At 63.0% G+C, this 21,248-nt stretch carries 19 protein-coding genes; 1 reads left to right on the plus strand and 18 read right to left on the minus strand.

All coding sequences use genetic code 11. From position 1 onward, the window contains the following. Positions 1–25: 25 nt before the first annotated feature. The 18 genes from carB to rpsB form a co-directional block, all read right to left on the minus strand. On the minus strand, positions 26–3,295 hold the full coding sequence (gene carB / locus ACMUOY_RS00750; RefSeq protein ID WP_413890062.1) for a carbamoyl-phosphate synthase large subunit: 3,270 nt from the start codon (positions 3,293–3,295) through the stop codon (positions 26–28). Further along, complete coding sequence (carA, locus tag ACMUOY_RS00755) at positions 3,288–4,484, minus strand: carbamoyl-phosphate synthase small subunit (RefSeq protein WP_413890064.1); 1,197 nt, start codon at positions 4,482–4,484, stop codon at positions 3,288–3,290. The genes carB and carA overlap by 8 nt, the downstream gene beginning before the upstream one ends. A gap of 197 nt (positions 4,485–4,681) precedes the next feature. Further along, a complete protein-coding gene (locus tag ACMUOY_RS00760) occupies positions 4,682–5,464 on the minus strand; it encodes a TrmH family RNA methyltransferase (RefSeq protein WP_413890066.1) in 783 nt (260 codons plus the stop codon). Next, the gene (gene rnhB, locus ACMUOY_RS00765) at positions 5,461–6,078 is read right to left on the minus strand and encodes a ribonuclease HII (RefSeq protein ID WP_413890068.1); all 618 of its coding nucleotides are present in this window, start codon (positions 6,076–6,078) and stop codon (positions 5,461–5,463) included. The genes ACMUOY_RS00760 and rnhB overlap by 4 nt, the downstream gene beginning before the upstream one ends. After that, positions 6,050–7,168: a lipid-A-disaccharide synthase gene (lpxB, locus tag ACMUOY_RS00770; protein ID WP_413890234.1), complete on the minus strand. Its 1,119-nt coding sequence runs from the start codon at positions 7,166–7,168 to the stop codon at positions 6,050–6,052. Before lpxB ends, rnhB begins: the two co-directional genes overlap by 29 nt. Positions 7,169–7,210: 42 nt before the next feature. Continuing rightward, the gene (gene lpxA / locus ACMUOY_RS00775) at positions 7,211–7,999 is read right to left on the minus strand and encodes an acyl-ACP--UDP-N-acetylglucosamine O-acyltransferase (protein ID WP_413890070.1); all 789 of its coding nucleotides are present in this window, start codon (positions 7,997–7,999) and stop codon (positions 7,211–7,213) included. A gap of 10 nt (positions 8,000–8,009) precedes the next feature. Next, positions 8,010–8,450 (minus strand): 3-hydroxyacyl-ACP dehydratase FabZ, encoded by a 441-nt coding sequence (gene fabZ / locus ACMUOY_RS00780; protein ID WP_413890072.1) that lies wholly within the window; start codon positions 8,448–8,450, stop codon positions 8,010–8,012. Further along, entirely contained in the window at positions 8,447–9,448 is a 1,002-nt protein-coding gene (gene lpxD / locus ACMUOY_RS00785; RefSeq protein ID WP_413890074.1) for a UDP-3-O-(3-hydroxymyristoyl)glucosamine N-acyltransferase, read from the minus strand. The genes fabZ and lpxD overlap by 4 nt, the downstream gene beginning before the upstream one ends. Before the next feature lie 22 nt (positions 9,449–9,470). After that, positions 9,471–9,989, minus strand: a complete 519-nt coding sequence (locus ACMUOY_RS00790) for an OmpH family outer membrane protein (protein ID WP_413890076.1) — start codon at positions 9,987–9,989, stop codon at positions 9,471–9,473. Then, positions 9,989–12,283, minus strand: coding sequence for an outer membrane protein assembly factor BamA (gene bamA, locus ACMUOY_RS00795; protein WP_413890078.1), 2,295 nt, complete (start codon positions 12,281–12,283; stop codon positions 9,989–9,991). The genes ACMUOY_RS00790 and bamA overlap by 1 nt, the downstream gene beginning before the upstream one ends. Before the next feature lie 45 nt (positions 12,284–12,328). Beyond that, a complete protein-coding gene (gene rseP, locus ACMUOY_RS00800; protein ID WP_413890080.1) occupies positions 12,329–13,702 on the minus strand; it encodes an RIP metalloprotease RseP in 1,374 nt (457 codons plus the stop codon). A gap of 18 nt (positions 13,703–13,720) precedes the next feature. Further along, positions 13,721–14,911 (minus strand): 1-deoxy-D-xylulose-5-phosphate reductoisomerase, encoded by a 1,191-nt coding sequence (dxr, locus tag ACMUOY_RS00805; RefSeq protein WP_413890082.1) that lies wholly within the window; start codon positions 14,909–14,911, stop codon positions 13,721–13,723. Then, complete coding sequence (locus tag ACMUOY_RS00810; RefSeq protein ID WP_413890084.1) at positions 14,908–15,762, minus strand: phosphatidate cytidylyltransferase; 855 nt, start codon at positions 15,760–15,762, stop codon at positions 14,908–14,910. Before ACMUOY_RS00810 ends, dxr begins: the two co-directional genes overlap by 4 nt. An 8-nt stretch (positions 15,763–15,770) precedes the next feature. Further along, positions 15,771–16,502, minus strand: coding sequence for an undecaprenyl diphosphate synthase family protein (gene uppS, locus ACMUOY_RS00815; RefSeq protein ID WP_413890086.1), 732 nt, complete (start codon positions 16,500–16,502; stop codon positions 15,771–15,773). A gap of 16 nt (positions 16,503–16,518) precedes the next feature. Continuing rightward, positions 16,519–17,079 carry a ribosome-recycling factor gene (frr, locus tag ACMUOY_RS00820; protein WP_413890088.1) on the minus strand — a complete coding sequence of 187 codons (561 nt, stop codon included), beginning with the start codon at positions 17,077–17,079 and terminating at the stop codon, positions 16,519–16,521. A gap of 29 nt (positions 17,080–17,108) precedes the next feature. Continuing rightward, complete coding sequence (gene pyrH / locus ACMUOY_RS00825; protein ID WP_413890090.1) at positions 17,109–17,831, minus strand: uridine monophosphate kinase; 723 nt, start codon at positions 17,829–17,831, stop codon at positions 17,109–17,111. Positions 17,832–17,883: 52 nt separating this feature from the next. Next, positions 17,884–18,807 carry a translation elongation factor Ts gene (gene tsf / locus ACMUOY_RS00830; protein ID WP_413890092.1) on the minus strand — a complete coding sequence of 308 codons (924 nt, stop codon included), beginning with the start codon at positions 18,805–18,807 and terminating at the stop codon, positions 17,884–17,886. An 89-nt stretch (positions 18,808–18,896) separates the two neighbouring features. Beyond that, positions 18,897–19,652, minus strand: a complete 756-nt coding sequence (gene rpsB / locus ACMUOY_RS00835; protein WP_413890094.1) for a 30S ribosomal protein S2 — start codon at positions 19,650–19,652, stop codon at positions 18,897–18,899. Positions 19,653–19,833: 181 nt separating this feature from the next. On the opposite strand from rpsB, the gene ACMUOY_RS00840 reads away from it, so the two are divergent. Further along, on the plus strand, positions 19,834–21,228 hold the full coding sequence (locus tag ACMUOY_RS00840; RefSeq protein ID WP_413890096.1) for an amidase: 1,395 nt from the start codon (positions 19,834–19,836) through the stop codon (positions 21,226–21,228). The last annotated feature ends 20 nt before the right edge of the window (positions 21,229–21,248 follow it).

Here is a 21,248-nt window from a genome sequence, read left to right on the forward strand (position 1 = left end):
ATTGATTATGCCGTGAACCGAGCCGTCAGGTCGCCAGTTGGGCGTGCATGTCCTGAACCGAGATCACCTCAAGCTGATCCATGTATTTCATGCCCTCAACGGCCGCCTCCGCACCGGCGATGGTCGTGAACGTGGTGACACGCGCCAGCAGCGACGAGGTTCGGATCTGGCGGGAGTCGGTGATCGCATTGCGACGCTCCTCGACTGTGTTGATGACCAGCGCGATTTCGTTGTTCTTGATCATGTCGACGATATGCGGTCGACCTTCAGTGACCTTGTTGACGGTGCCCACCGGCACGCCGGCCGCCGCAATGGCCGCCGCCGTTCCCCGCGTCGCAACCAGCACGAAGCCCAATTCACTGAGCTGCCGAGCCACTTCAACCGCACGAGGCTTGTCGCCGTTCTTGACGGTCAGGAAAACTTTGCCGGAGGCCGATCCGTCGGTCTTGAAGGGCCGCGGCAGACGCGTCCCCGCGCCCAACTGGCTCTTGACGAATGCTTCTCCGAAGGTCTTGCCCACCCCCATGACCTCGCCGGTGGACTTCATCTCAGGTCCCAGAATGGTGTCCACCCCCGGGAACTTGACGAACGGGAACACCGCTTCCTTGACGCTGAAATACGGTGGCGTCACTTCCTTGTCGATGCCTTGTTCAGCCAGGCTTCGGCCGGCCATGCAGCGCGCGGCCACCTTCGCCAGCTGGATACCCGTTGCCTTGGAGACATAGGGCACGGTGCGCGAGGCACGCGGGTTCACTTCCAACACGTAGATGACGTCCTGTCCGTCCACGTTCTGGATCGCGAACTGGACGTTCATGAGCCCCATCACGTTCAAGGCGCCGGCCATCGCAGCAGACTGGCGCTTGAGTTCGGAGACCGTGGCATCCGACAGGCTGTACGGCGGCAGCGAACAGGCCGAATCGCCGCTGTGAACGCCCGCCTGCTCAATGTGTTCCATGACGCCGCCAATGAACACCTTGCCTAGCGGATCGCGCAGGCAGTCCACGTCGCATTCGATGGCATCGTTCAGGAAACGATCCAACAAAACCGGCGAGTCGTGGCTGACCTTGACCGCCTCGCGCATGTAGCGCTCCAGGTCGCGCTGCTCGTGCACGATCTCCATGGCGCGGCCACCGAGCACATAGCTCGGACGCACCACCAGCGGATAGCCGAGGGCCAAAGCCTTCTCCAGCGCCTCGGGCTCGGTGCGGGCCGTGGCGTTGGGGGGTTGGCGCAAGCCGAGGGTGTGCAGGAGCTTCTGGAAGCGTTCGCGGTCTTCGGCCGCATCGATCATGTCGGGGCTGGTTCCGATGATGGGCACGCCATTGGCCTCCAGGTCCAGCGCGAGCTTCAAGGGCGTCTGCCCACCGTACTGCACGATCACACCCAAAGGCTTTTCCTTGTCCACGATCTCCAGCACATCCTCCAGCGTCACCGGCTCGAAATACAGTCGGTCGGAGGTGTCATAGTCCGTCGACACGGTTTCAGGGTTGCAGTTGACCATGATGGTCTCGTACCCATCCTCGCGCATGGCCAGCGCCGCATGGACGCAGCAGTAGTCGAATTCGATACCCTGGCCAATACGGTTCGGGCCACCGCCGAGCACCATGATCTTCTTGCGCGTGGTCGGCTCGGCCTCGCACTCATCCTCGTAGGTCGAATACAGATAGGCCGTATTCGTCGCAAATTCGGCCGCGCAGGTGTCGACCCGCTTGTAGACCGGGCGCACACCCAGCGCGCGGCGTACATCGCGCACGGCCTTCTCTGTGGTCTTGAGCAGCTTGGCCAGGCGGCGATCCGAGAAGCCCTTCTTCTTGAGCCCGCGCATGGTGAGCGCATCAAGCGAAGCCAGTGCCGCATCGCCCTTTTCAACGGCAAGCTTGTCCAGATCAAGTTCGATCTTCACGATTTCCTCGATCTGCACCAGGAACCACTTGTCGATTCTGGTCAGGTCGTGGACTTCGTCGAGCGACCAACCGGCGGCAAAGGCGTCCCCCACGTACCAGATGCGGTCGGGGCCGGGCTCGCCGAGTTCCCTCTCCAGGATCTCCCGGTCCTGCGTCTTCTCGTTCATGCCGTCCACGCCGACTTCCAGGCCGCGCAAGGCTTTCTGGAACGACTCCTGAAACGTGCGACCCATGGCCATCACTTCGCCCACCGATTTCATCTGGGTGGTCAGGCGCGAATCGGCGGTCGGGAACTTTTCAAAGGCGAAGCGCGGAATCTTGGTGACCACGTAGTCGATGCTGGGCTCGAACGAGGCCGGCGTGGCACCGCCGGTGATCTCGTTGCGCAATTCGTCCAGCGTGTAGCCGACCGCCAGCTTGGCGGCCACCTTGGCGATCGGAAAGCCGGTCGCCTTGGAGGCCAACGCGGAGGAACGCGAGACCCGCGGGTTCATCTCGATGACGACCATGCGGCCGTCGTTCGGGTTGATCGAGAATTGCACGTTCGAGCCGCCGGTATCGACCCCGATCTCGCGCAGCACCGCCAGCGAGGCGTTGCGCATGATCTGGTATTCCTTGTCGGTCAGCGTCTGGGCCGGTGCCACGGTGATGGAGTCGCCGGTGTGCACGCCCATGGGATCCAGGTTCTCGATCGAGCAGATGATGATGCAGTTGTCCGCCTTGTCGCGCACGACTTCCATCTCGTATTCTTTCCAGCCAAGCAGCGATTCTTCGATCAGCAGCTCGTTGGTCGGCGATGCCTCGAGGCCGCGCTTGCAGATGGTCTCGAACTCCTCTGCGTTGTAGGCAATGCCGCCGCCGGTTCCGCCCAAGGTAAAGCTGGGCCGGATGACGGTGGGGAAGCCCACGACCTTCTGCACGCCCCAGGCCTCTTCCATGCTGTGGGCAATGCCCGAGCGCGCGGAACCCAGGCCGATCTTGGTCATCGCGTCCTTGAACTTCAGGCGGTCTTCGGCCTTGTCGATCGCCTCGGGTGTGGCGCCGATGAGTTCGACCTGGTACTTGTCCAGCACGCCGTGGTGCCAGAGATCCAGCGCGCAGTTCAGCGCGGTCTGCCCCCCCATCGTGGGCAGGATCGCGTCCGGCCGCTCGCGGGCGATGATCTTCTCGACCGTCTGCCAGGTGATGGGCTCGATGTAGGTGACGTCGGCCGTGGCCGGGTCGGTCATGATCGTGGCCGGGTTGCTGTTGATCAGGATGACCTTGTAGCCCTCTTCGCGCAGGGCTTTGCAGGCCTGCACGCCCGAGTAGTCGAATTCGCAGGCCTGGCCGATGATGATCGGACCGGCGCCAATGATGAGGATGCTCTTGATGTCGGTGCGCTTAGGCATGCTTCTTCTCCGTGGCGTTTTGCATCAGCGCGGTGAAACGGTCAAACAGGTAGGCGATATCGTGCGGGCCGGGCGAGGCTTCGGGGTGGCCCTGGAAGCAAAACGCCGGCTTGTCAGTGCGGGCCAGGCCTTGCAGCGTGCCGTCGAACAGGCTCACGTGGGTGGCGCGCAGGTTAGGGCCCAGGGTTTTTTCGTCCACTGCGAAGCCGTGGTTCTGGCTCGTGATCGAGACCCGGCCGGAATCCAGGTCCTTGACGGGGTGGTTGGCCCCATGGTGGCCGAACTTCATCTTGAAGGTCTTCGCGCCCGAGGCCAGAGCCAGGATCTGGTGGCCCAGGCAAATCCCGAAGGTCGGGATGCCGGTGTCGATCAGTTCGCTGACCGCGGCGATGGCGTAGTCGCAAGGCTCCGGATCGCCCGGGCCGTTGGACAGAAAGATGCCGTCGGGCCGGTATTTCAGCACCTCGGCGGCCGGCGTCTGTGCGGGAACCACAGTGACCTTGCAGCCACGCTGCGCCAGCATGCGCAGGATGTTTTTCTTTACACCGAAGTCGTAGGCAACGACATGGAAGGTCGGTGCGGTCTGGGTGCCATAACCCGGTTGGCCATCGGGCTGCGCCAGTCTCCATTCGGTCTGTGCCCACTCGTAGGGCTGGGCCACGGACACCACCTTGGCCAGGTCCTGGCCGGCCATGCTGGGCGCGCCCTGGGCCGCCGCAATGGCCTGATCGATGAGGGCTTGGGTCACCAACTCGCCAGCCGCCAGGCCCACGATGGCTCCATTCTGGGCGCCCCGGGTGCGCAGCAGACGGGTCAGCTTGCGGGTGTCGATGTTGGCAATTGCGACCGTGTGTTCGGCCACCAGGTATTGCGACAGGGTCTGCGTCGCGCGGAAGTTGCTGGCCAGCAGCGGCAGGTCCTTGATGATGAGGCCAGCGGCATGGACCTTGTCGGCTTCGATGTCCTGCTGGTTGACGCCGTAATTGCCGATGTGCGGATACGTGAGCGTCACGATCTGCTGGCAGTAGCTCGGGTCGGTGAGGATTTCCTGGTAGCCGGTCATGGCGGTGTTGAACACCACTTCGCCGACGGTGGAGCCGGTGGCTCCAATCGAATTGCCGATAAAGACCGTGCCGTCTGCGAGCGCCAGGATGGCGGGCGGGAAGGTTCCCTGAAGAGACAAAAGCACTGGGTTCTCCGGATGGTTGCGGGTACGCCCAAACGCGCCCAGGGCATGACTCCTGGTGGCTGCTTTTGTGGGATTCTGGCTAAGGCTGCGGCTTGAGCGTACGGTTGATGCGGGAAAGCCTCTCATTATAACGGGGGAAACCCTGAACTGACCCTGAACTGACAGGGTTCGAGGCCGCTTGAGGCCTTCCGGTCGCCCTAGCGGCGGCTGGCCCAGGCGGCCGCGCTGGCGTGCAGGCAGATGGCCGCCGCTGCGGCCACATTGAGCGATTCTTCGCCCCCGGGTTGCGCAATCCTCACCGAAAACGCCGCTCTTGCCGCCACGTCGGCACACACGCCCTGCCCTTCGTGTCCCAGAACCCATGCGCACGGATATGGCGGGGCGCGCTCGTGCAGGAATTCGCCCTGGTGGGAACTCGTCACGGCCAGGGGCACGTTGAGGGCATCGAGCGCCCCCGCATCCGCCCCTTCGATCAGGTGCAGGCCGAAATGCGCGCCCATGCCTGCCCGCAGCACCTTGGGTGACCACAGCGCTGCCGTCCCCTTCAGCGCCACGACCTGGCGAAACCCGAAGGCCCCGGCACTGCGCAGGATGGAGCCGACATTGCCGGCATCCTGCACCCGGTCCAGCACCACCGTGGGGACATCGGGCTGCACGGTGTGCCCCAGTGGCAGCTCGATCAGGAAACCCATCGGCGCCGGGGATTCCAGCCCGCTGACCTCCGCAAACAGGCGGTCTGGAATCACTATGTTTTTAATAGCTACTGATGACCAATCTACGCTGGGATGAGACCAAAATGACTCAGAAAATACGGCAGTAGCCGGTTTGAGGCCCCGCTCCAGCGCCGCACGGCACAGGTGATCGCCTTCCAGCCAGACCTGACCCTGCTTTCGGTAGGCCACGCTGTCCTGGGCCAGACGTCGCAGCGACTTGATGAAGGGGTTGTCGCGGGAGGTGATCAGCACCGGTGCTGCGCTCATGTCAGCACCTCCGCGACCGGCGAAAACGAGCGGCGGTGCTCCGGGCATGCACCGTGCTCGCGCAGGGCCGCCAGATGCGCCGCCGTGCCGTAGCCCTTGTGGGCGGCAAACCCGTACTGGGGAAACTGCTCGTCGTAGCGCGCGCACCAGCGGTCGCGATGAACCTTGGCCAGAATCGATGCCGCCGAGATCGCCGGGACCTTGTCGTCACCCTTGACGATCGCCTCGGCCAGCACGTCCAGCCGCGGCAGGCGGTTGCCGTCGACCAGCACCTTGGCGGGCTTCAGGCGCAGCCCCTGAACGGCGCGCTGCATGGCCAGCAGGGTCGCTTGCAGGATGTTGAGTGTGTCGATCTCGGCCACGCTGGCCTCGGCAATCGAGCAGCAGAGCGCCTTGGCCATGATTTCATCGTACAGCGCCTCGCGCCGACGCGGCGACAGCTTCTTGGAGTCTGCCAGTCCGCGCACCGGGTTCAGGTCGTCCAGGATGACGGCGGCCGCAACCACCGGGCCGGCCAATGGCCCGCGGCCGGCCTCGTCCACCCCGGCCACCAGGCCAGGGCCGTCCCAGACCAGCGGGACCTGTTCAGCGCGCGAGTATTTTCTCGATCGCATCGGTGGCCAATTGCGCCGTATCGCGCCTCAGTTCCTGGTGCAGCGCGGCAAAACGCTGCTGCAGGGCAAGGGTTTTCTCAGGGGAATCCATCCAGTCCAGCACCGCTGCGGCCAGCGCCTGCGGGGTCGCTGCATCCTGCAGCAACTCAGGCACGACAAACTCGCGACACAGGATGTTCGGCAACCCGACCCAGGGCTGCAGGTTGCGGTGGCGCATGAGTTGCCAGGACAGCCAGTTCATGTTGTAGGCAATCACCATGGGCCGCTTGAACAGGGCGGCCTCGAGCGTGGCGGTGCCGCTGGCGATCAGGGTCACGTCGCACGCCGCCAGCACGCGCTGCGACTGGCCGGTGACGATCAGCAGCCGGTTGCCCAGGCCACTGGTTTGCGCCGCCTGCTCGACGGCGCTGCGCAGGGCCGGCATGGCGGGCAGGACAAAGCGCGTGGCGGGCCGTTGCTGCAAGATCACGGCCGCGGCCGCGAGGAATCGCGTGGCGAGATAACGGATTTCGGATTCCCGGCTGCCTGGCAGCAAGGCCACCATGGGCCCGTCGGGCGGCAGACCGAGCGCCGCGCGGGCGGCCAGGCGGTCGGGTTCCAGGGGGATCACGCTTGCCAGCGGATGGCCGACGTAGGTCGCCGCAATGCCGTGCTGCGCCAGCAACGGCGGCTCAAAAGGGAAGATGCACAGCACATGGTCCGCGCTGGCCTTGAGCTTGGCCAGCTTGCCGGCCCGCCAGGCCCAGAATGAGGGGCTCACAAAGTGCACCGTCGGAATGCCTGCGGTCTTCAACCGGGCCTCAAGCCCGAAGTTGAAATCCGGGGCGTCGATGCCGATGAACACATCCGGTGGATGAGCGATCAGCCGGGCGCGGAGTGCCCGGCGGATGGACAGCAGCTTGAACAAGTGCGGCAAGACTTCCGCATAGCCACGCACGGCCAGCAGGCTTTGCGCCCACCAGGCCTGAAAGCCCCGCTGCAGCATGTGCGGCCCCCCGATGCCGACAGCCTGGAGATCGGGCCAGCGCGCCTTCAGCCCGTCCAGCAGCAGGCCGGCCAGCAGATCACCTGACGGCTCCCCCGCCACCATGCCGAAGACGGGCCGAGCAGGATTCAAACCGGCCTCCCGGACTCAGCGGGCAATGCCACGCGCCGCACCGGCCAGGAAATTGTTCATCAGCTCGACATCCCCTGCTGCCTGCGGCAGGTCGACGGACAACTCGGCGATGGCGCGGCGCGCGTCCTCCAGAGTCTTGCCCTCCCGGTACAGCAGCCGGTGCATCTGTTTGACGGCCTTCAATCGCTCGGATGAAAAATCCCGCCTGCGCAGGCCGACACTGTTGGTGCCGCGCACCGCCAGCGGATTGCCATCGACCAGCATGAAGGGCGGCACGTCCTGCGACACCGCGCTGGCAAATCCCACCATGGCATGGGCGCCGATCTTCACGAACTGATGGATGCCGGTCAGCCCGCCGACCGTCACCCAGTCACCGAGGTGCACATGGCCCCCCAGCGTGGTGTTGTTGGCCAGTGTGGTGTGGTCATCCACGTGGCAGTCGTGCGCGATGTGGCAGTAGGCCATGATCCAGTTGTGGCTTCCGATGCGTGTGACCCCTCCGGCCCCCTGGACACCCAGGTTGATGGTGCAAAACTCGCGGATGGTGTTGCCATCGCCGATGTGCAACTCGGAGCGCTCGCCCGCGTACTTCTTGTCCTGGGGAATCGCACCGATCGAGTTGAACTGAAAGATCTGGTTGTCCTGCCCGATGCGGGTCTGACCCTCGATCACGCAGTGCGCGCCAACCCGGGTGCCCCGGCCGATGCAGACGTCCGGGCCGACAACGGAGTACGGGCCGATGGTGACCGATGGGTCGATCTGGGCCTTGGGGTCCACCAGCGCGGTGGGGTGAATGGTCGCCACGGCGATCTCCTCAGGAGATGCGACGCATGGTACACATCAGTTCGGCCTCGCAGGCGACTTCATCCCCGACTTTCGCGCGGGCCTTGAACTTGTAGATGCCGGCCCGGGCGCGGTCCAGTTCAGCTTCCAGAATCAGTTGGTCACCCGGCTCGACCGGACGCTTGAAGCGAGCACCGTCGATACCTGCGAAATAGAAGACGGTCTGGTCGTCGGGCAGCACGCCCAGCGAGTCGAAGGCCATCAGGGCGGCCGCCTGGGCCATCGCCTCGAGCATCAGCACACCGGGCATCACCGGACGATAGGGGAAGTGGCCGGTGAAGAAGGGTTCGTTGATCGTGACGTTCTTCAACGCGCGGATGCGTTTGCCGGTTTCCAGTTCCAGCACCCGGTCCACAAGCAGGAAGGGGTAACGATGCGGAAGCCGTTTGAGGATCTCGTGAATGTCCATCATGATGCAGTTCCCTGGTTCCTTTGGTTGGCAGGTTTCGAGTTTTCAAGAGCTTTGAGACGTTCACGCAATTTGTGAAGCTGCTTGAGCGTTGCAGCGTTTTTTTCCCAATTGGCGTTGTCGTCGATGGGAAACACACCGGTGTACTGTCCCGGCTTGTGGATCGAGCGAGTCACCAGGGAAAATGATGAAACATGCACCCCGTCGGCCAGCGTCAGGTGGCCAAGAATACCGGCGCTACCGCCTATCGTGCAGTTGGCCCCAATGTTGGCACTGCCCGCCACACCCACGCAACCTGCCATCGCGGTATTCTTGCCAATGCGGACGTTATGCCCAATCTGGATCAGGTTGTCGAGTTTGACGCCGTCCTCGATCACAGTGTCGGCCAGGGCGCCGCGGTCAATGCAGGTATTGGCGCCGATCTCCACATCGTTGCCAATGCGCACAGCGCCGAGTTGCTCGATCTTCTCCCACCGACCCTGGTCCGGCGCGAAACCGAAGCCGTCTGCGCCGATCACCGCTCCTGAATGAATGATGCACCGCTCCCCGATGTGGCAGTTCTCTCCGATCGTGACCCGTGAACGGATCACCGTTCTGGCGCCGATGTGGGCGCCGCGCTCGACAACGCTCAGCGCGCCGATGCTCGCAGTCGGGTCGACATGCGCGCCGGGATCGACCACGGCGCTGGGGTGAATACGCGGGCCCGACTGGCCTGGGTGCTCCCGCTTCCACAACTGCGTGAGTCGCGCGTAGTAGAGGTAGGGCTGGTCGACCACAATGCAGGTGCCGCGCGCCCGCGCCGCCTGCTCGGCGTCCCGACCGACAATCACGCAACCGGCCTTTGAAGTGGTCAGCAGGTTCCGGAATTTTGGGTGACTGAGAAAACTCAGCTCGGAGGGATTGGCGAACTCGAGCGGGGCAAGTCCTTCGATGACTTGCGACGGTTCGCCGTGAAGGGTTCCGCCCAGCCGCTCTGTGATGAAATCTAATCGGAGTGCCACACGAGACCGGACGGACTGGACCTTATTTGCCTGTGCCGGCGTTCAGCGCCTTGATCACCTTGTCCGTGATGTCGTGCTTCGGATTGATGTAGACCGCTTCCTGGAAGATTGCGTCGTACTTCTCCGATTCAGCCACTTGCTTCACGACGCGGTTGGCCCGTTCGAGCACTTGCTGAAGTTCCTCGTTCTTGCGTGCGTTAAGGTCCTCCTGGAACTCACGCCGCTTGCGCTGTAGATCACGGTCCTGCTCAACCAACTGCTTCTGTCTAGAAACACGTTGACTTTCTGAAAGAGTCGGCGCATCGCGCTCGTATTTCTCTGACATGGCCTTGATCGAATTTCCCAGTTCGATGATGTCCTTCTCACGCCGGGAGAACTCCTGCTCAAGCTTGGCCTGCGCAGCCTTGGCGCTGTTGGCCTCCCGGAAAATCCGGTCTGTATTCACGAATCCAGCCTTGAAATCCTGAGCCTGAACGGGCACGCAGCAGGCCACGGCGCTCACAACCAGGGCCAGCGAACGGAGATGGCGGAAAGAGTTCATTAAAAAGACGATCCTATCTGGAATTGGAAGTTCTGGATTCTATCCCCCGGCTGCGTGCGGAAAGGATAGGCGTAGGCGATTCGCAGCGGTCCCAGCGGAGAGATCCAGCTGAGGCCGATGCCGGCCGACGCCCTGAGCGAGTCCGTTGTCGGTTGTTCCGTCGCACCCCAGACGTTGCCAACGTCGGTGAATGCATACATTCGAAGGGTGCGGTCGTTGCCACTTCCCGGAACCGGGAGGTAGGCCTCGGCATTGAGAACCAGTTTCTTGGCGCCACCGACGAAGGAGCCCGTGACGTCACGGGGACCCAAGGTATTCTGGTCGAAACCCCGCACGGACCCTTGGCCACCGGCATAGAAATTCTTGAATACCGGGAAGGGCTTCCCGCTCAACCCAGTGCCCCAGCCAAATTCGGAGTTGAAAGCTGCGGTGAAGTCGCGGGTGATTGGCAGGTAGTACTGGAACTGATAGTAGGCCTTCAAGTACCGCGCGTCGCCCGCGACGCCCCACTCGGTGTTGAATCGCTGGAACGTGCCGCGCGTGGGAATCAATGCGCTGTCCTTCGTGTCACTGGACCAGCCAATGGTCAACGGCAGCGTATTGCTGGGGTTGCCCACTTCTTCAGCATACTGAAGGTAGTACGCAGGGATGTTCGTTCCGTTCTTGATGTCCATGCGCTCCAACGCGGCACCAAAGAAGACGGTGTCCTTTTCGCTGAAGGGAACGCCAAACCGGATGCCCATGCCCGCGGTGACCAACTGATATGCGCCACCCTGGTTGGCATACGGCTGGGAGCTTCGATAGTAAGCGTCCAGCGTCCGGGAAATGCCATCCTTCGTGTAGTACGGGTCGGTCGTATTCAGCACAAGGACTGTGTTGTATTTGCTGGTATTGAGCTCGACCCCCAGGTAATTGCCCGAACCGAAGGCGTTCTCCTGCTTCATGCCAATGGTCAGCGCGACCCGATCGGCTGTGGAAAAACCCAAACCCAGCGAGATGCTGCCGGTCGGCTTTTCAACCACCGAGACGTTCAAGTCCACCTGGTCATTGACACCCGGAATCTCCGCGGTATCGATATTCACACCGGTGAAATAGCCCAGCCGATCGACCCGGTCCCGCGAGAGCCGGATCTTGGTGCCGTCGTACCAGGATGCTTCGAACTGGCGAAACTCGCGCCGGATGACTTCATCGCGGGTCCGATCGTTTCCGGAAATATTGATCCGGCGGATATAGGCCCGGCGGGAAGGATCGGCCTGCAGAACCAGTGCCACTCGGTTGTTCACCCGGTCCACCTCCGGACGGGCTTCGACGCGAGCAAAGGCAAAACCGTAATTGCCGAAATTTTCAGTGAAGACCCGCGTGGTCTCCGCCACATCGTCGGCGTTGAAAGGTTTGCCGGGCTTGATGGTCACTAACGACTTGAACTCGTCGTCTTTGCCCAGGTAATTTCCTTCGAGGGCCACCGAGGAGACAACAAAGCGCTCGCCTTCAGTGATGTTGACCGTGATCGATATATCCTGCTTGTTGGGCGAGATGGCGACCTGGGTCGAATCGATCCGGAATTCCAGATAGCCCCTGGCCAGATAGTACGAGCGCATCGCCTCCAGGTCGGCATTGAGTTTGGCGCGCGAGTAGTTGTTCGACTTCGTATACCAGCTGAGCCACCCGCCGGTATCCTGACTGAAGAGTCCCAGCAGTGTCGATTCGCTGAACGCCTTGTTGCCAACGATGCTCAGTTCCTTGATCTTGGCCGTATCGCCTTCGGTCACGGTGAAGGTGAGGTTCACCCGGTTTCGCTCGATTGGCGTGACTGTCGTCACGACCTCCGCGCCGTAAAGGCTTCGGTTGATGTATTGCCGCTTGAGTTCCTGTTCCGCCCGATCCGCAAGCGCCTTGTCGTAAGGGCGACCTTCGGCGAGGCCAACTTCCCTCAGCATCTTCTGCAGGGCCTCCTTGTCGAACTCCTTGGTACCGACAAACTCGACGTTGGCGATGGTAGGACGCTCCTCGACGATCACAACCACCACGTTTCCGTTGACTTCGAGACGGACGTCCTTGAACAAGCCCAGCGCGAAAAGTGCCCGAATGGCAGCCGAACCCTTTTCATCGTTGTAGGTATCACCGACACGAAACGGCAGGGAGGCAAATACCGTACCCGCCTCCACTCGCTGCAGTCCCTCGACGCGGATGTCACTGACCGGAAACGGATTGACGGCCCACGCGTTGGCCGCAAACGCGAGTGCGACCAACGCCACTGAACCCCGCAAACGAAATCGATTGAATTGCTTTTTCATGAATAGGTCTGTTGCCGGCACAACGCCGATGCGTTCACCGCAGGGTCAGCCAAAGAGCCGTGTGACATCGTTGAAAAGTGCGACGGACATCATCATCAGCAGCAAGGCGACACCGCCGCGCTGCAATCGTTCCATCCAGATTTCCGAGATTCCCCGCCCCGTTACCCCTTCCCAAAGATAATACATCAGGTGTCCCCCATCGAGGACCGGTAGCGGCAGCAGATTCAGCACGCCAAGGCTGACGCTGATCAGGGCAAGAAAAAGAAAATAGGGCGTAATGCCCAGGCTGGCTGACCGGCCAGCGTAGTCAGCGATGGTCAGTGGACCGCTCAGGTTTTTCAGGGACACCTCGCCGATCACCATGCGCCCCATCATGCGCACCGTCAACATCGAGACCTCCCAGGTGCGCACCAGCCCTTTCCACAAGCCATCGGCCAGGCCGAGTCGCACCGTCGTCATGGCGGGGGCAGCGCCGACATAGGCGCCAATACGGCCCACGGAAAGGTCGCCTTCGCGCTTGACCTCGGGTTCGATGATCAGATCCAGTCGGCTCCCCTTGCGCTCGATCTGCCAGAGCATGGCGACCGGCGCCTGGCCTCGCAAAGATGCACGGATCAGCTGGCGCAGTTGATGACCGTCCACGATCGCAACCGTATCGACCTTCAGCACCCGATCACCGTTCTGAAGGCCCGCGCGCGACGCCGGACTCTTCGGCAGGATGTCGCCGATCAGTGGTTCGGTCCAGGGCGCGACGATGCCGATGCGCTGAAACAGTCGGGCGTCCGCCTCGCTCGCATCCATGCTGCCCAGGGGCAGAATGACGTCCCGCCCCACTCCATCGCGCGAGGATGCGACCGTAAGGCGAACATCGTGTCCGTCCAACGCGCCGCGGGTCAGCAACCAGCGAAGCGATTCAAACGAACGCACAGGATCGGAATCCCCACCAGCCAAGCCGCCTTGGCGGACCCACTCACCGCCTCGAAGTCCGGCCCGTTCGGCAATCGATCCGGCGACCGGGCTGGCGAGCACCGGCTCAGGTTCCTGGACACCAATCCAGTTCACGACGCTGTAAAGAAGCACCGCCAACAGCAGATTGGCGAGCGGACCGGCAGCCACGATGGCAGCGCGGTGGCGCAAAGGCCGGTTGTTGAAGGCCAGGTGGGCCTCCTCGGGCGGCACCGTTCCTTCCCGTTCATCCAGCATGCGCACGTAGCCGCCGATGGGGAATGCCCCCAGAACAAACTCGGTGTCCTGTCCCGGGCGCTGATGTTTGGGCTTCCAGCGCAGCAAGGGTCTGCCAAAACCAACAGAGAACCGAAGCACCTTGACCCCACACGCCACCGCCACACGGTAGTGCCCGTACTCATGCACTGCGATCAACAGACCCAGTGCGACGACGAACGCGAGAACGGTCAGCATGAACAGTCCGTACCCGCCTCAGCGCGCCAGGCGCGAGACGACCGACTCCGCGGCGATCCGGCTGCGGGCGTCCAGATCGAGCAAGTCGTCCAGCGACTGTGGATTGCTGCAGGTGACAGCCTCCAGCGTTTCCAGATTGGTCCGGTGAATCTGGTCAAAGCGGATACGCCGCTCCAGAAACGCCGCAACCCCGATCTCGTTGGACGCATTGAGAACGGCACAGCTACCGGCGGGCCCCCGCAATGCGGCCCAAGCCAAAGGCAGGCCCGGAAACCGCTCGGTATGGCCTGGCGCATCGATCGCCTCGAACGTCATGGCCGGGAGGGCATGAAAGTCCAGGGCTGCGGCACCGGACGTGATGCGCTCAGGCCAGGACAAACCGTAAGCAATGGGGCCGCGCATGTCCGGCGTCCCCATCTGGGACACCACGGAATGATCCTTGTACTGGACCATGGAATGGACAATGCTCTGCGGATGGATCACGACATCGAGTTGGTCAGGAGAAACGCCGAACAGATAACGGGCTTCGATGACCTCCAGCGCCTTGTTCATCATGGTGGCGGAATCCACCGAGATCTTGCGGCCCATGACCCAGTTCGGATGCGCGCAGGCTTGCTCGGGCGTCACATCGCGCAAGGTCGCCGGATCTCGGGTCCGGAACGGACCGCCTGATGCGGTGAGAATGATCTTGTCAATGCGACCTGCCCAGGTTGCCGGATCCTCTGGCAGAGATTGAAAGATCGCAGAGTGTTCGCTGTCGATCGGCAGCAAGGTGGCACCGCCGCGACGCACGGCACGCAGGAAGACGTCACCCCCCACCACGAGCGCCTCCTTGTTGGCCAGCAGGAGCCGTTTGCCGGCTTCGGCAGCCGCCAGGCAAGGAGCGAGCCCCGCCGCACCGACGATGGCGGCCATGACGACGTCCACGCACTCATGAGATGCTACTATTTCAATAGCATCTTTTGACCATAGGACGCTGGCATCCAGCCCGTTTTGCTGGATTTTCTCCGCCAGAAGGCGACCGTGGGCCTCGCTGGCCATGACCGCGTAGCGCGGCCGGAACTGCTGGCATTGGGCCAGCATGAGGTCGACCTGGGTCGAGGCGCTCAGCGCAAAAACTTCAAAACGCTGCGGGTGGCGTGCAATCACGTCCAAGGTGCTGGTGCCGATCGAGCCTGTCGAGCCCAGCACCGTGATGCGCTGCCTCATGGGCGTCCCAGTGTCACCAGCATCATGGCCAGCGGCAAAGTCGGAAGCAGGGCGTCCACCCGATCCAGCACGCCCCCATGACCCGGTAGCAGGCCGCTGCTGTCCTTGACACCGGCGCTGCGCTTGATCAACGATTCGACCAGGTCGCCGACAACGCTCATGGCTGCCATGAACAGAACGGCGATCAGCAACAGCCACCCCCCATGGATGGCAAGGCGGGTGTAGAAACTGGCCACGCCCGCCCCCAGAGCGCGATCGGCCCAGGCCCACAGGAACGCCAGGGTCACCACGCCGGCCATGCCACCCCAGACGCCCTCCCAGCTCTTGCCAGGGCTGATCGACGGAGCGAGCTTGCCGGCGGCGACCCGGCCACCGAAGGCCCTTCCGGCAAAGTACGCAAAGATGTCGGCCACCCAGACGAGGACCAGAATGGACAGCAGAAAATTGATGCCGACAAAGCGGGCCTGCGCCACAGCCAGCCAAGCCAGCCAAAGAGCGAGCAGCCCGCCTGGGAGCCTGACCGCTTGTGGAATCGATGACCAGCCCGCCACGCCCCGACGTAGGAGCCAGGCGCCGCCCAGCACCCATGCGACGCCTGCGCCAGCCCACAGCATGGGCATCGACTGTCCCAGCCAGCCGAGGCGCCAACTGCCGGCGCACAGACCGACACAGATCAGGGCAAAAAGCAGCGAGAGCGGCTGTCCACAGGTGTTGAGTCGCCCCCACTCCCATGCGCCGGCGGCGATCAGTACCAAAGCGACAGCAGCGAACGGTTCCGGTGTCGAAGCAAACAAGGCCGGCAGCAGGATGGCCAGCAAGACCAAGGCGGTGATGATGCGCTGTTTGAGCATGTCGCCTTTCAGGCGGCGATCCGGTCCGAGCCTGACGATGCGATCTGGCCGGACGTCAGGCCGAACCGGCGTTCCCTTCGGCCGTAGTCGGCAATCGCTTCATCCAGCGCGATCTCGTCAAAATCGGGCCAGAGGCGATCGCTGAAATAGAGCTCGGAATAGGCGGCCTGCCACAGCAGGAAATTGCTGATGCGTCGCTCCCCGCCAGTGCGAATCAGCAGGTCTGGGTCCGGCACATGGGCCAAGGCCATGGCGCGATCCAGACTGGCCTCGGTAATGGGTTCGCCCTGGGCGGCCAGCTTTGCGGCCGCTTGTGCGATATCCCATCGTCCCCCGTAATTGAAACAGACGTTGAGGATCAGGCGCGTGTTCTGCGCCGTTGTGGCTTCGGCCTGCGTCAGGCCCAGCCGCATTTTTTCAGACAAGGTCGAACGGTCACCGACGATATGAATGCGCACCCCGTCGTGTTTGAGCTGGGGCACCTCACGACCCAAGGCCATGGCAAGCAGTTCCATGAGGCCGGAGACTTCCTCGGGGGGCCGGTTCCAGTTCTCGGAGGAAAACGCGAACACCGTCAGAACGCGGACACCTCGATCCGAACAGGCCCGCACGCAACGTCGCAAAGATTCGACGCCCTGACGATGACCCGCGACCCGCGGCAGGTAGCGCCGGGTCGCCCACCGGCCATTGCCATCCATGACGATGGCGATGTGATGCGGTATCGCGTTGGGGGCGCTCATGAGGAAGAAAAGGCCGTCAGACGGCCATGATTTCCTGCTCTTTGACCGCGACCAACTGATCGATCGTGACGATATGACGGTCCGTGACTTTCTGGATGTCGTTCTCCGAGCGCTTCTGGTCATCCTCGGACGCGAGCTTGTCCTTCACCAGCTTCTTGATGTGCTCGTTGGCATCGCGGCGCAGATTACGAATGGCGATCTTGGCATTCTCGCCCTCATGGCGCACCAGTTTGGTCATTTCCTTGCGGCGCTCTTCGCTCATCGGCGGCATCGGCACGCGGATGAGATCGCCCATGGAGGCCGGATTGAGGCCCAGTTCGCTTTCGCGAATGGCTTTCTCGATCTTGGCTCCCATGCCTTTTTCCCACGGCTGCACACTGATGGTGCGTGAATCGATCAGGGAGAGGTTGGCCACCTGACTGAGCGGAACCATGGATCCGTAGTAGTCGACATGGATCGTGTCCAGCAAAGCCGGGTTTGCGCGGCCGGTACGGATCTTCGTCAGGTTGTGCGTGAATGCCGCGATGGTCTGGTCCATCTTGGTTTCGGTGGTCTTCTTGATCTCAGCTGTGGTCATGTGCAGTACTCCCGATCGAATGGCGCCCCTCAGACGTAAACCAGGGTGCCCTCATCTTCGCCCATCACGACGCGCTTGAGCGCGCCGTGCTTGAAAATGGAAAAAACCTTGACCGGGAGCTTCTGATCCCGGCAAAGGGCAAATGCGGTGGCATCCATGATGCCCAGATTCTTGCTCATGGCCTCATCGAAGGTGATCCTGGCATAACGTGTCGCGCCCGGATCCTTTTTCGGATCGGCCGTGTAGACACCGTCCACTTTCGTCGCCTTGAGCACCACTTCAGCGCCAATTTCAGCGCCACGCAAGGCGGCGGCTGTGTCCGTGGTGAAGAACGGATTGCCCGTGCCCGCCGCGAACACAACCACCTTCCCTTCCTCGAGGTACTGCAGCGCCTTGGGCCGGACATAGGGCTCCACCACCTGCTCGATGGCGATGGCCGACATCACCCGCGCCGTCAGTCCGGCCTTGTTCATGGTGTCCGCCAGCGCCAGTGAATTCATCACCGTCGCCAGCATGCCCATGTAGTCAGCCGTCGCGCGATCCATGCCGACCGAGCCGCCCGCCACACCGCGGAAGATGTTCCCACCACCGATCACCACCGCCACTTCGACACCCAGCCGGGTCACCTCGGCAATCTCCTCCACCATGCGCACGATCGTGGCATGGTTGATCCCGAACGCATCGTCACCCATCAAGGCCTCGCCGGACAGCTTGAGCAGGATGCGCTTGTGGACGGGTCGGGCGAGGGTCATGCGTGGGCTCCTTCTGTAGGGGTGAGTTTAGCCGCCCGCGGGCGGCCGGTCATCAGGCCGCGCCTTTGGCGGCAGCCACCTGGGCGGCCACCTCGGCGGCAAAATCGTCCACCCGTTTCTCGATGCCTTCGCCGACGACGTAGAGGGTGAAACCCTTCACGGTGGTGCCGGTGGCCTTGAGCATCTGCTCGACCGTCTGCTTGTCGTTCTTCACGAACGGCTGGTTGAACAAGCTGACTTCCTTGAGGTACTTCTGCACACCACCTTCGATCCGCTTGGCCACGATTTCGTCGGACTGCACCGGTTTGCCCGCCGCAATCGCTTCAGCGGCGGCCTCGGCCGCCTTGGCAGCCGCCACCGAGCGCTCGCGTTCAACGAGATCAGCCGGCACATCGGCGCTGGACAGGGCGACGGGCTTCATCGCGGCCACGTGCATCGCCACATCCTTGGCAGCCGTGTCGTCGCCTTCGAACTCGATCACAACACCGATGCGCGAGCCGTGCAGGTAGCTCGCGAGTTTGGCGCCCGAGGCAAACCGCTTGAAGCGGCGGAAAGTCATGTTTTCGCCGATCTTTCCGATCAACCCCTTGCGCACGTCCTCCAGCGTCGGGCCGTAGCCGTCCTGGCTGCACGGCAAGGCGCTCAACGCGGCGATATCCGCAGGGTTGTGCTTCGCAATCAATGCGGCAGCGGTGTTGGCCATGGCCAAGAAGCTGTCGTTCTTGGTCACGAAGTCGGTTTCGCAATTGACTTCGAGCAGCGCGCCAACGGTGCCGTCGATGAAGCAGGTCACGACGCCTTCCGCGGTCACGCGCGAAGCGGCCTTGCCCGCCTTGGTGCCCAGCTTGACGCGCAGCAGTTCCTCGGCCTTGGCCATGTCGCCATCGGCCTCCGTCAGCGCCTTCTTGCATTCCATCATCGGGGCGTCGGTCTTGCCACGCAGTTCGGCGACCATGCTTGCGGTAATTGCAGTCATTTTCTTTACTCCGTCTTCAAATCAGTTCAATGGGGGATGGGGCTAAAAAAAAGGGGCAGAAGAGCCCCTTTCTATGCGCCCGGGGAAACTCAAGCGGAAGCGTTTTCCACTTCCACGAATTCGTCGGCGTCGTCAGCCGCCGCGACGGCCTTGACAACGTCTTCAACGGCGTTGGCGCGGCCTTCGAGGATCGCGTCGGCAATGCCGCGGGCATACAGGGTGACCGCCTTGGCCGAGTCATCGTTGCCAGGGATCACATAGTCGATGCCTTCGGGCGAGTGGTTGGTGTCGACCACGCCGATCAGCGGAATGCCCAGCTTCTTCGCTTCGGCGATGGCGATCTTGTGGTAGCCCACGTCGATCACGAAGATGGCGTCCGGAAGCGCGTTCATGTCCTGAATGCCGCCGATGTCGCGCTCAAGCTTTTCGATCTCGCGCTTGAACATCAGCTGTTCTTTCTTGCTCAGGGAGTCCAGGCCGGCTTCCTGCTGGGCCTTCATGTCCTTCAGGCGCTTGATGGAGGTCTTGACCGTCTTGAAGTTGGTCAGCATGCCACCCAGCCAGCGCTGGTCCACATAGGGCACGCCCGCACGTTGGGCTTCACCGGCGACCGTTTCGCGGGCCTGGCGCTTGGTGCCGACCATCAGGATCGTGCCGCGATTGGCCGACAGCTGCTTGGCGAACTTGGCCGCGTCCTGGAACATCGGCAGCGATTTTTCCAGGTTGATGATGTGGATCTTGTTGCGATGGCCGAAGATGAACGGGGCCATCTTGGGGTTCCAGAAGCGGGTCTGGTGGCCGAAATGGACACCGGCTTCCAGCATTTCGCGCATGGTGACTGACATGGTATTTACTCCAAAGGTTGGGTCTAAAATCCAGCCCATCCATCACAACTCGTGTGACCCTGCGTCACAGGGATAACAAGTTGCAACACCTTGTGGGGCTGGTTTGCGATTTGTCTTGACAGACGGCAAAACACCGTTCTTCAAAACCTGAAGAGTATAGCACGACCGACTGAACCCAATCATGCCCTCAGACCTCCTTGCCACCCGGCAGCGCATCCTTTCCGGCGAGTGGACCGCCTCCCGCGCCGTGGACGATGCCGTCGCCCGCGCCCAGTCGCCGGCAGGCCGTGATGCCTTCGTGTTTCCCCGGTTAGACGAGGCCCGCGCCGACGCAGCCCGGTTCGATCGCGAAACGGCACTGGCCGCGCATCGGCCATTGGCCGGGCTGCCCTTCTCCGTCAAGGACCTGTTCGACGTCGAGGGGCAGGTCACCGCAGCGGGTTCCACGGTCCTGGTCGACCACCCACCCGCGACGGCCGATTGCCCGGCCGTGGCGCGCCTGCGGGCGGCGGGCGGCAGCCTGATGGGGCGCACGCACATGGTGGAGTTCGCGTTCTCGGGCATGGGCACGAATCCGCACGTCGCCACGCCCGCGGCCTGGGATGGCCGGCACGACCGGCCGGTCGGCAGCCCTGACACGCCGCGGGTACCCGGAGGCTCGTCATCCGGCGCCGCGGTATCGGTGGCCACGGGCGCCGCGTTCATCGGGCTGGGCTCGGACACGGGCGGATCGATCCGGATTCCCGCCGCCCTGAACGGCATCGTCGGCTTCAAGAACACTGCCAGCCGGGTCCCGACCGCCGGCGCGGTGCCCCTGTCGACGACGCTGGACACGGTGTGCGCCCTGACCCGCAGTGTGCGTGATGCCATCCTTGCGCATGAGATCCTGGCGGCGCGCACGGTCACCCTCAGCCCGGCGCCCTTGTCTGCCTACCGGCTGGCTGTCGCCCGCACCGTGATGCTGGACGCGCTGGAGCCCGCCGTGGCCCGCGCCTTCGAGCGCAGCCTTGCGACGTTGCGTGCTGCAGGCGCGCAGATCGACGAGATCGGCCTGAACGAAACCGCCGAACTGGCCGCGATCCAGGCCACGGGTGGCTTTTCCGCCGCCGAAAGCTACGCCTGGCACCGGGAGCTGCTGGCCACACGGGCAAACGACTACGACCCGCGCGTGGCCACCCGCATCCGGCGCGGCGCGACGATGATGGCCCATGAATACATTGACCTGCTCCAGGCGCGCCAGCGCTGGATCCGCTCCATGGAACTGGCTTTGCGAGCGTATGACGCGGTGTTGTCACCCACGGTGCCCATCCTCGGACCGCTGCTGGCCGACGTGGCACCGGCCACCGGCACGGACCCTGCCGCCGACGCCGCGCGCGATGAGGCCTTCTTCCGGGCCAATGCCCTGCTGCTACGCAACACCAGCGTGGTCAACATGCTGGATGGCTGTGCCCTGTCGCTGCCTTGCCACACCCCCGACGAGCTGCCGGTGGGCCTGATGATCTGGCACGCCGCCGGGCGCGACGACCCGGTGCTGAACGTCGGATTGAGGATCGAAGAATTACTTCAAATACAATAGCAATTAATGACCAAATGACG

It is taken from the genome of Candidatus Skiveiella danica (assembly GCF_022705245.1).
Classification (GTDB): domain Bacteria; phylum Pseudomonadota; class Gammaproteobacteria; order Burkholderiales; family Burkholderiaceae_C; genus Skiveiella; species Skiveiella danica.

Excerpts from the sequence above, each read along its gene's own strand:
- carB (WP_413890062.1), bottom strand. The coding sequence starts at position 3,295 with ATGCCTAAGCGCACCGACATCAAGAGCATCCTCATCATTGGCGCCGGT.
- ACMUOY_RS00760 (WP_413890066.1), bottom strand. The coding sequence starts at position 5,464 with ATGAGCGCAGCACCGGTGCTGATCACCTCCCGCGACAACCCCTTCATC.
- rnhB (WP_413890068.1), bottom strand. The coding sequence starts at position 6,078 with ATGCGATCGAGAAAATACTCGCGCGCTGAACAGGTCCCGCTGGTCTGG.
- lpxB (WP_413890234.1), bottom strand. The coding sequence starts at position 7,168 with ATGGTGGCGGGGGAGCCGTCAGGTGATCTGCTGGCCGGCCTGCTGCTG.
- fabZ (WP_413890072.1), bottom strand. The coding sequence starts at position 8,450 with ATGATGGACATTCACGAGATCCTCAAACGGCTTCCGCATCGTTACCCC.
- ACMUOY_RS00790 (WP_413890076.1), bottom strand. The coding sequence starts at position 9,989 with ATGAACTCTTTCCGCCATCTCCGTTCGCTGGCCCTGGTTGTGAGCGCC.
- bamA (WP_413890078.1), bottom strand. The coding sequence starts at position 12,283 with ATGAAAAAGCAATTCAATCGATTTCGTTTGCGGGGTTCAGTGGCGTTG.
- rseP (WP_413890080.1), bottom strand. The coding sequence starts at position 13,702 with ATGCTGACCGTTCTCGCGTTCGTCGTCGCACTGGGTCTGTTGATCGCA.
- dxr (WP_413890082.1), bottom strand. The coding sequence starts at position 14,911 with ATGAGGCAGCGCATCACGGTGCTGGGCTCGACAGGCTCGATCGGCACC.
- ACMUOY_RS00810 (WP_413890084.1), bottom strand. The coding sequence starts at position 15,762 with ATGCTCAAACAGCGCATCATCACCGCCTTGGTCTTGCTGGCCATCCTG.
- uppS (WP_413890086.1), bottom strand. The coding sequence starts at position 16,502 with ATGAGCGCCCCCAACGCGATACCGCATCACATCGCCATCGTCATGGAT.
- frr (WP_413890088.1), bottom strand. The coding sequence starts at position 17,079 with ATGACCACAGCTGAGATCAAGAAGACCACCGAAACCAAGATGGACCAG.
- pyrH (WP_413890090.1), bottom strand. The coding sequence starts at position 17,831 with ATGACCCTCGCCCGACCCGTCCACAAGCGCATCCTGCTCAAGCTGTCC.
- tsf (WP_413890092.1), bottom strand. The coding sequence starts at position 18,807 with ATGACTGCAATTACCGCAAGCATGGTCGCCGAACTGCGTGGCAAGACC.
- rpsB (WP_413890094.1), bottom strand. The coding sequence starts at position 19,652 with ATGTCAGTCACCATGCGCGAAATGCTGGAAGCCGGTGTCCATTTCGGC.
- ACMUOY_RS00840 (WP_413890096.1), top strand. The coding sequence starts at position 19,834 with ATGCCCTCAGACCTCCTTGCCACCCGGCAGCGCATCCTTTCCGGCGAG.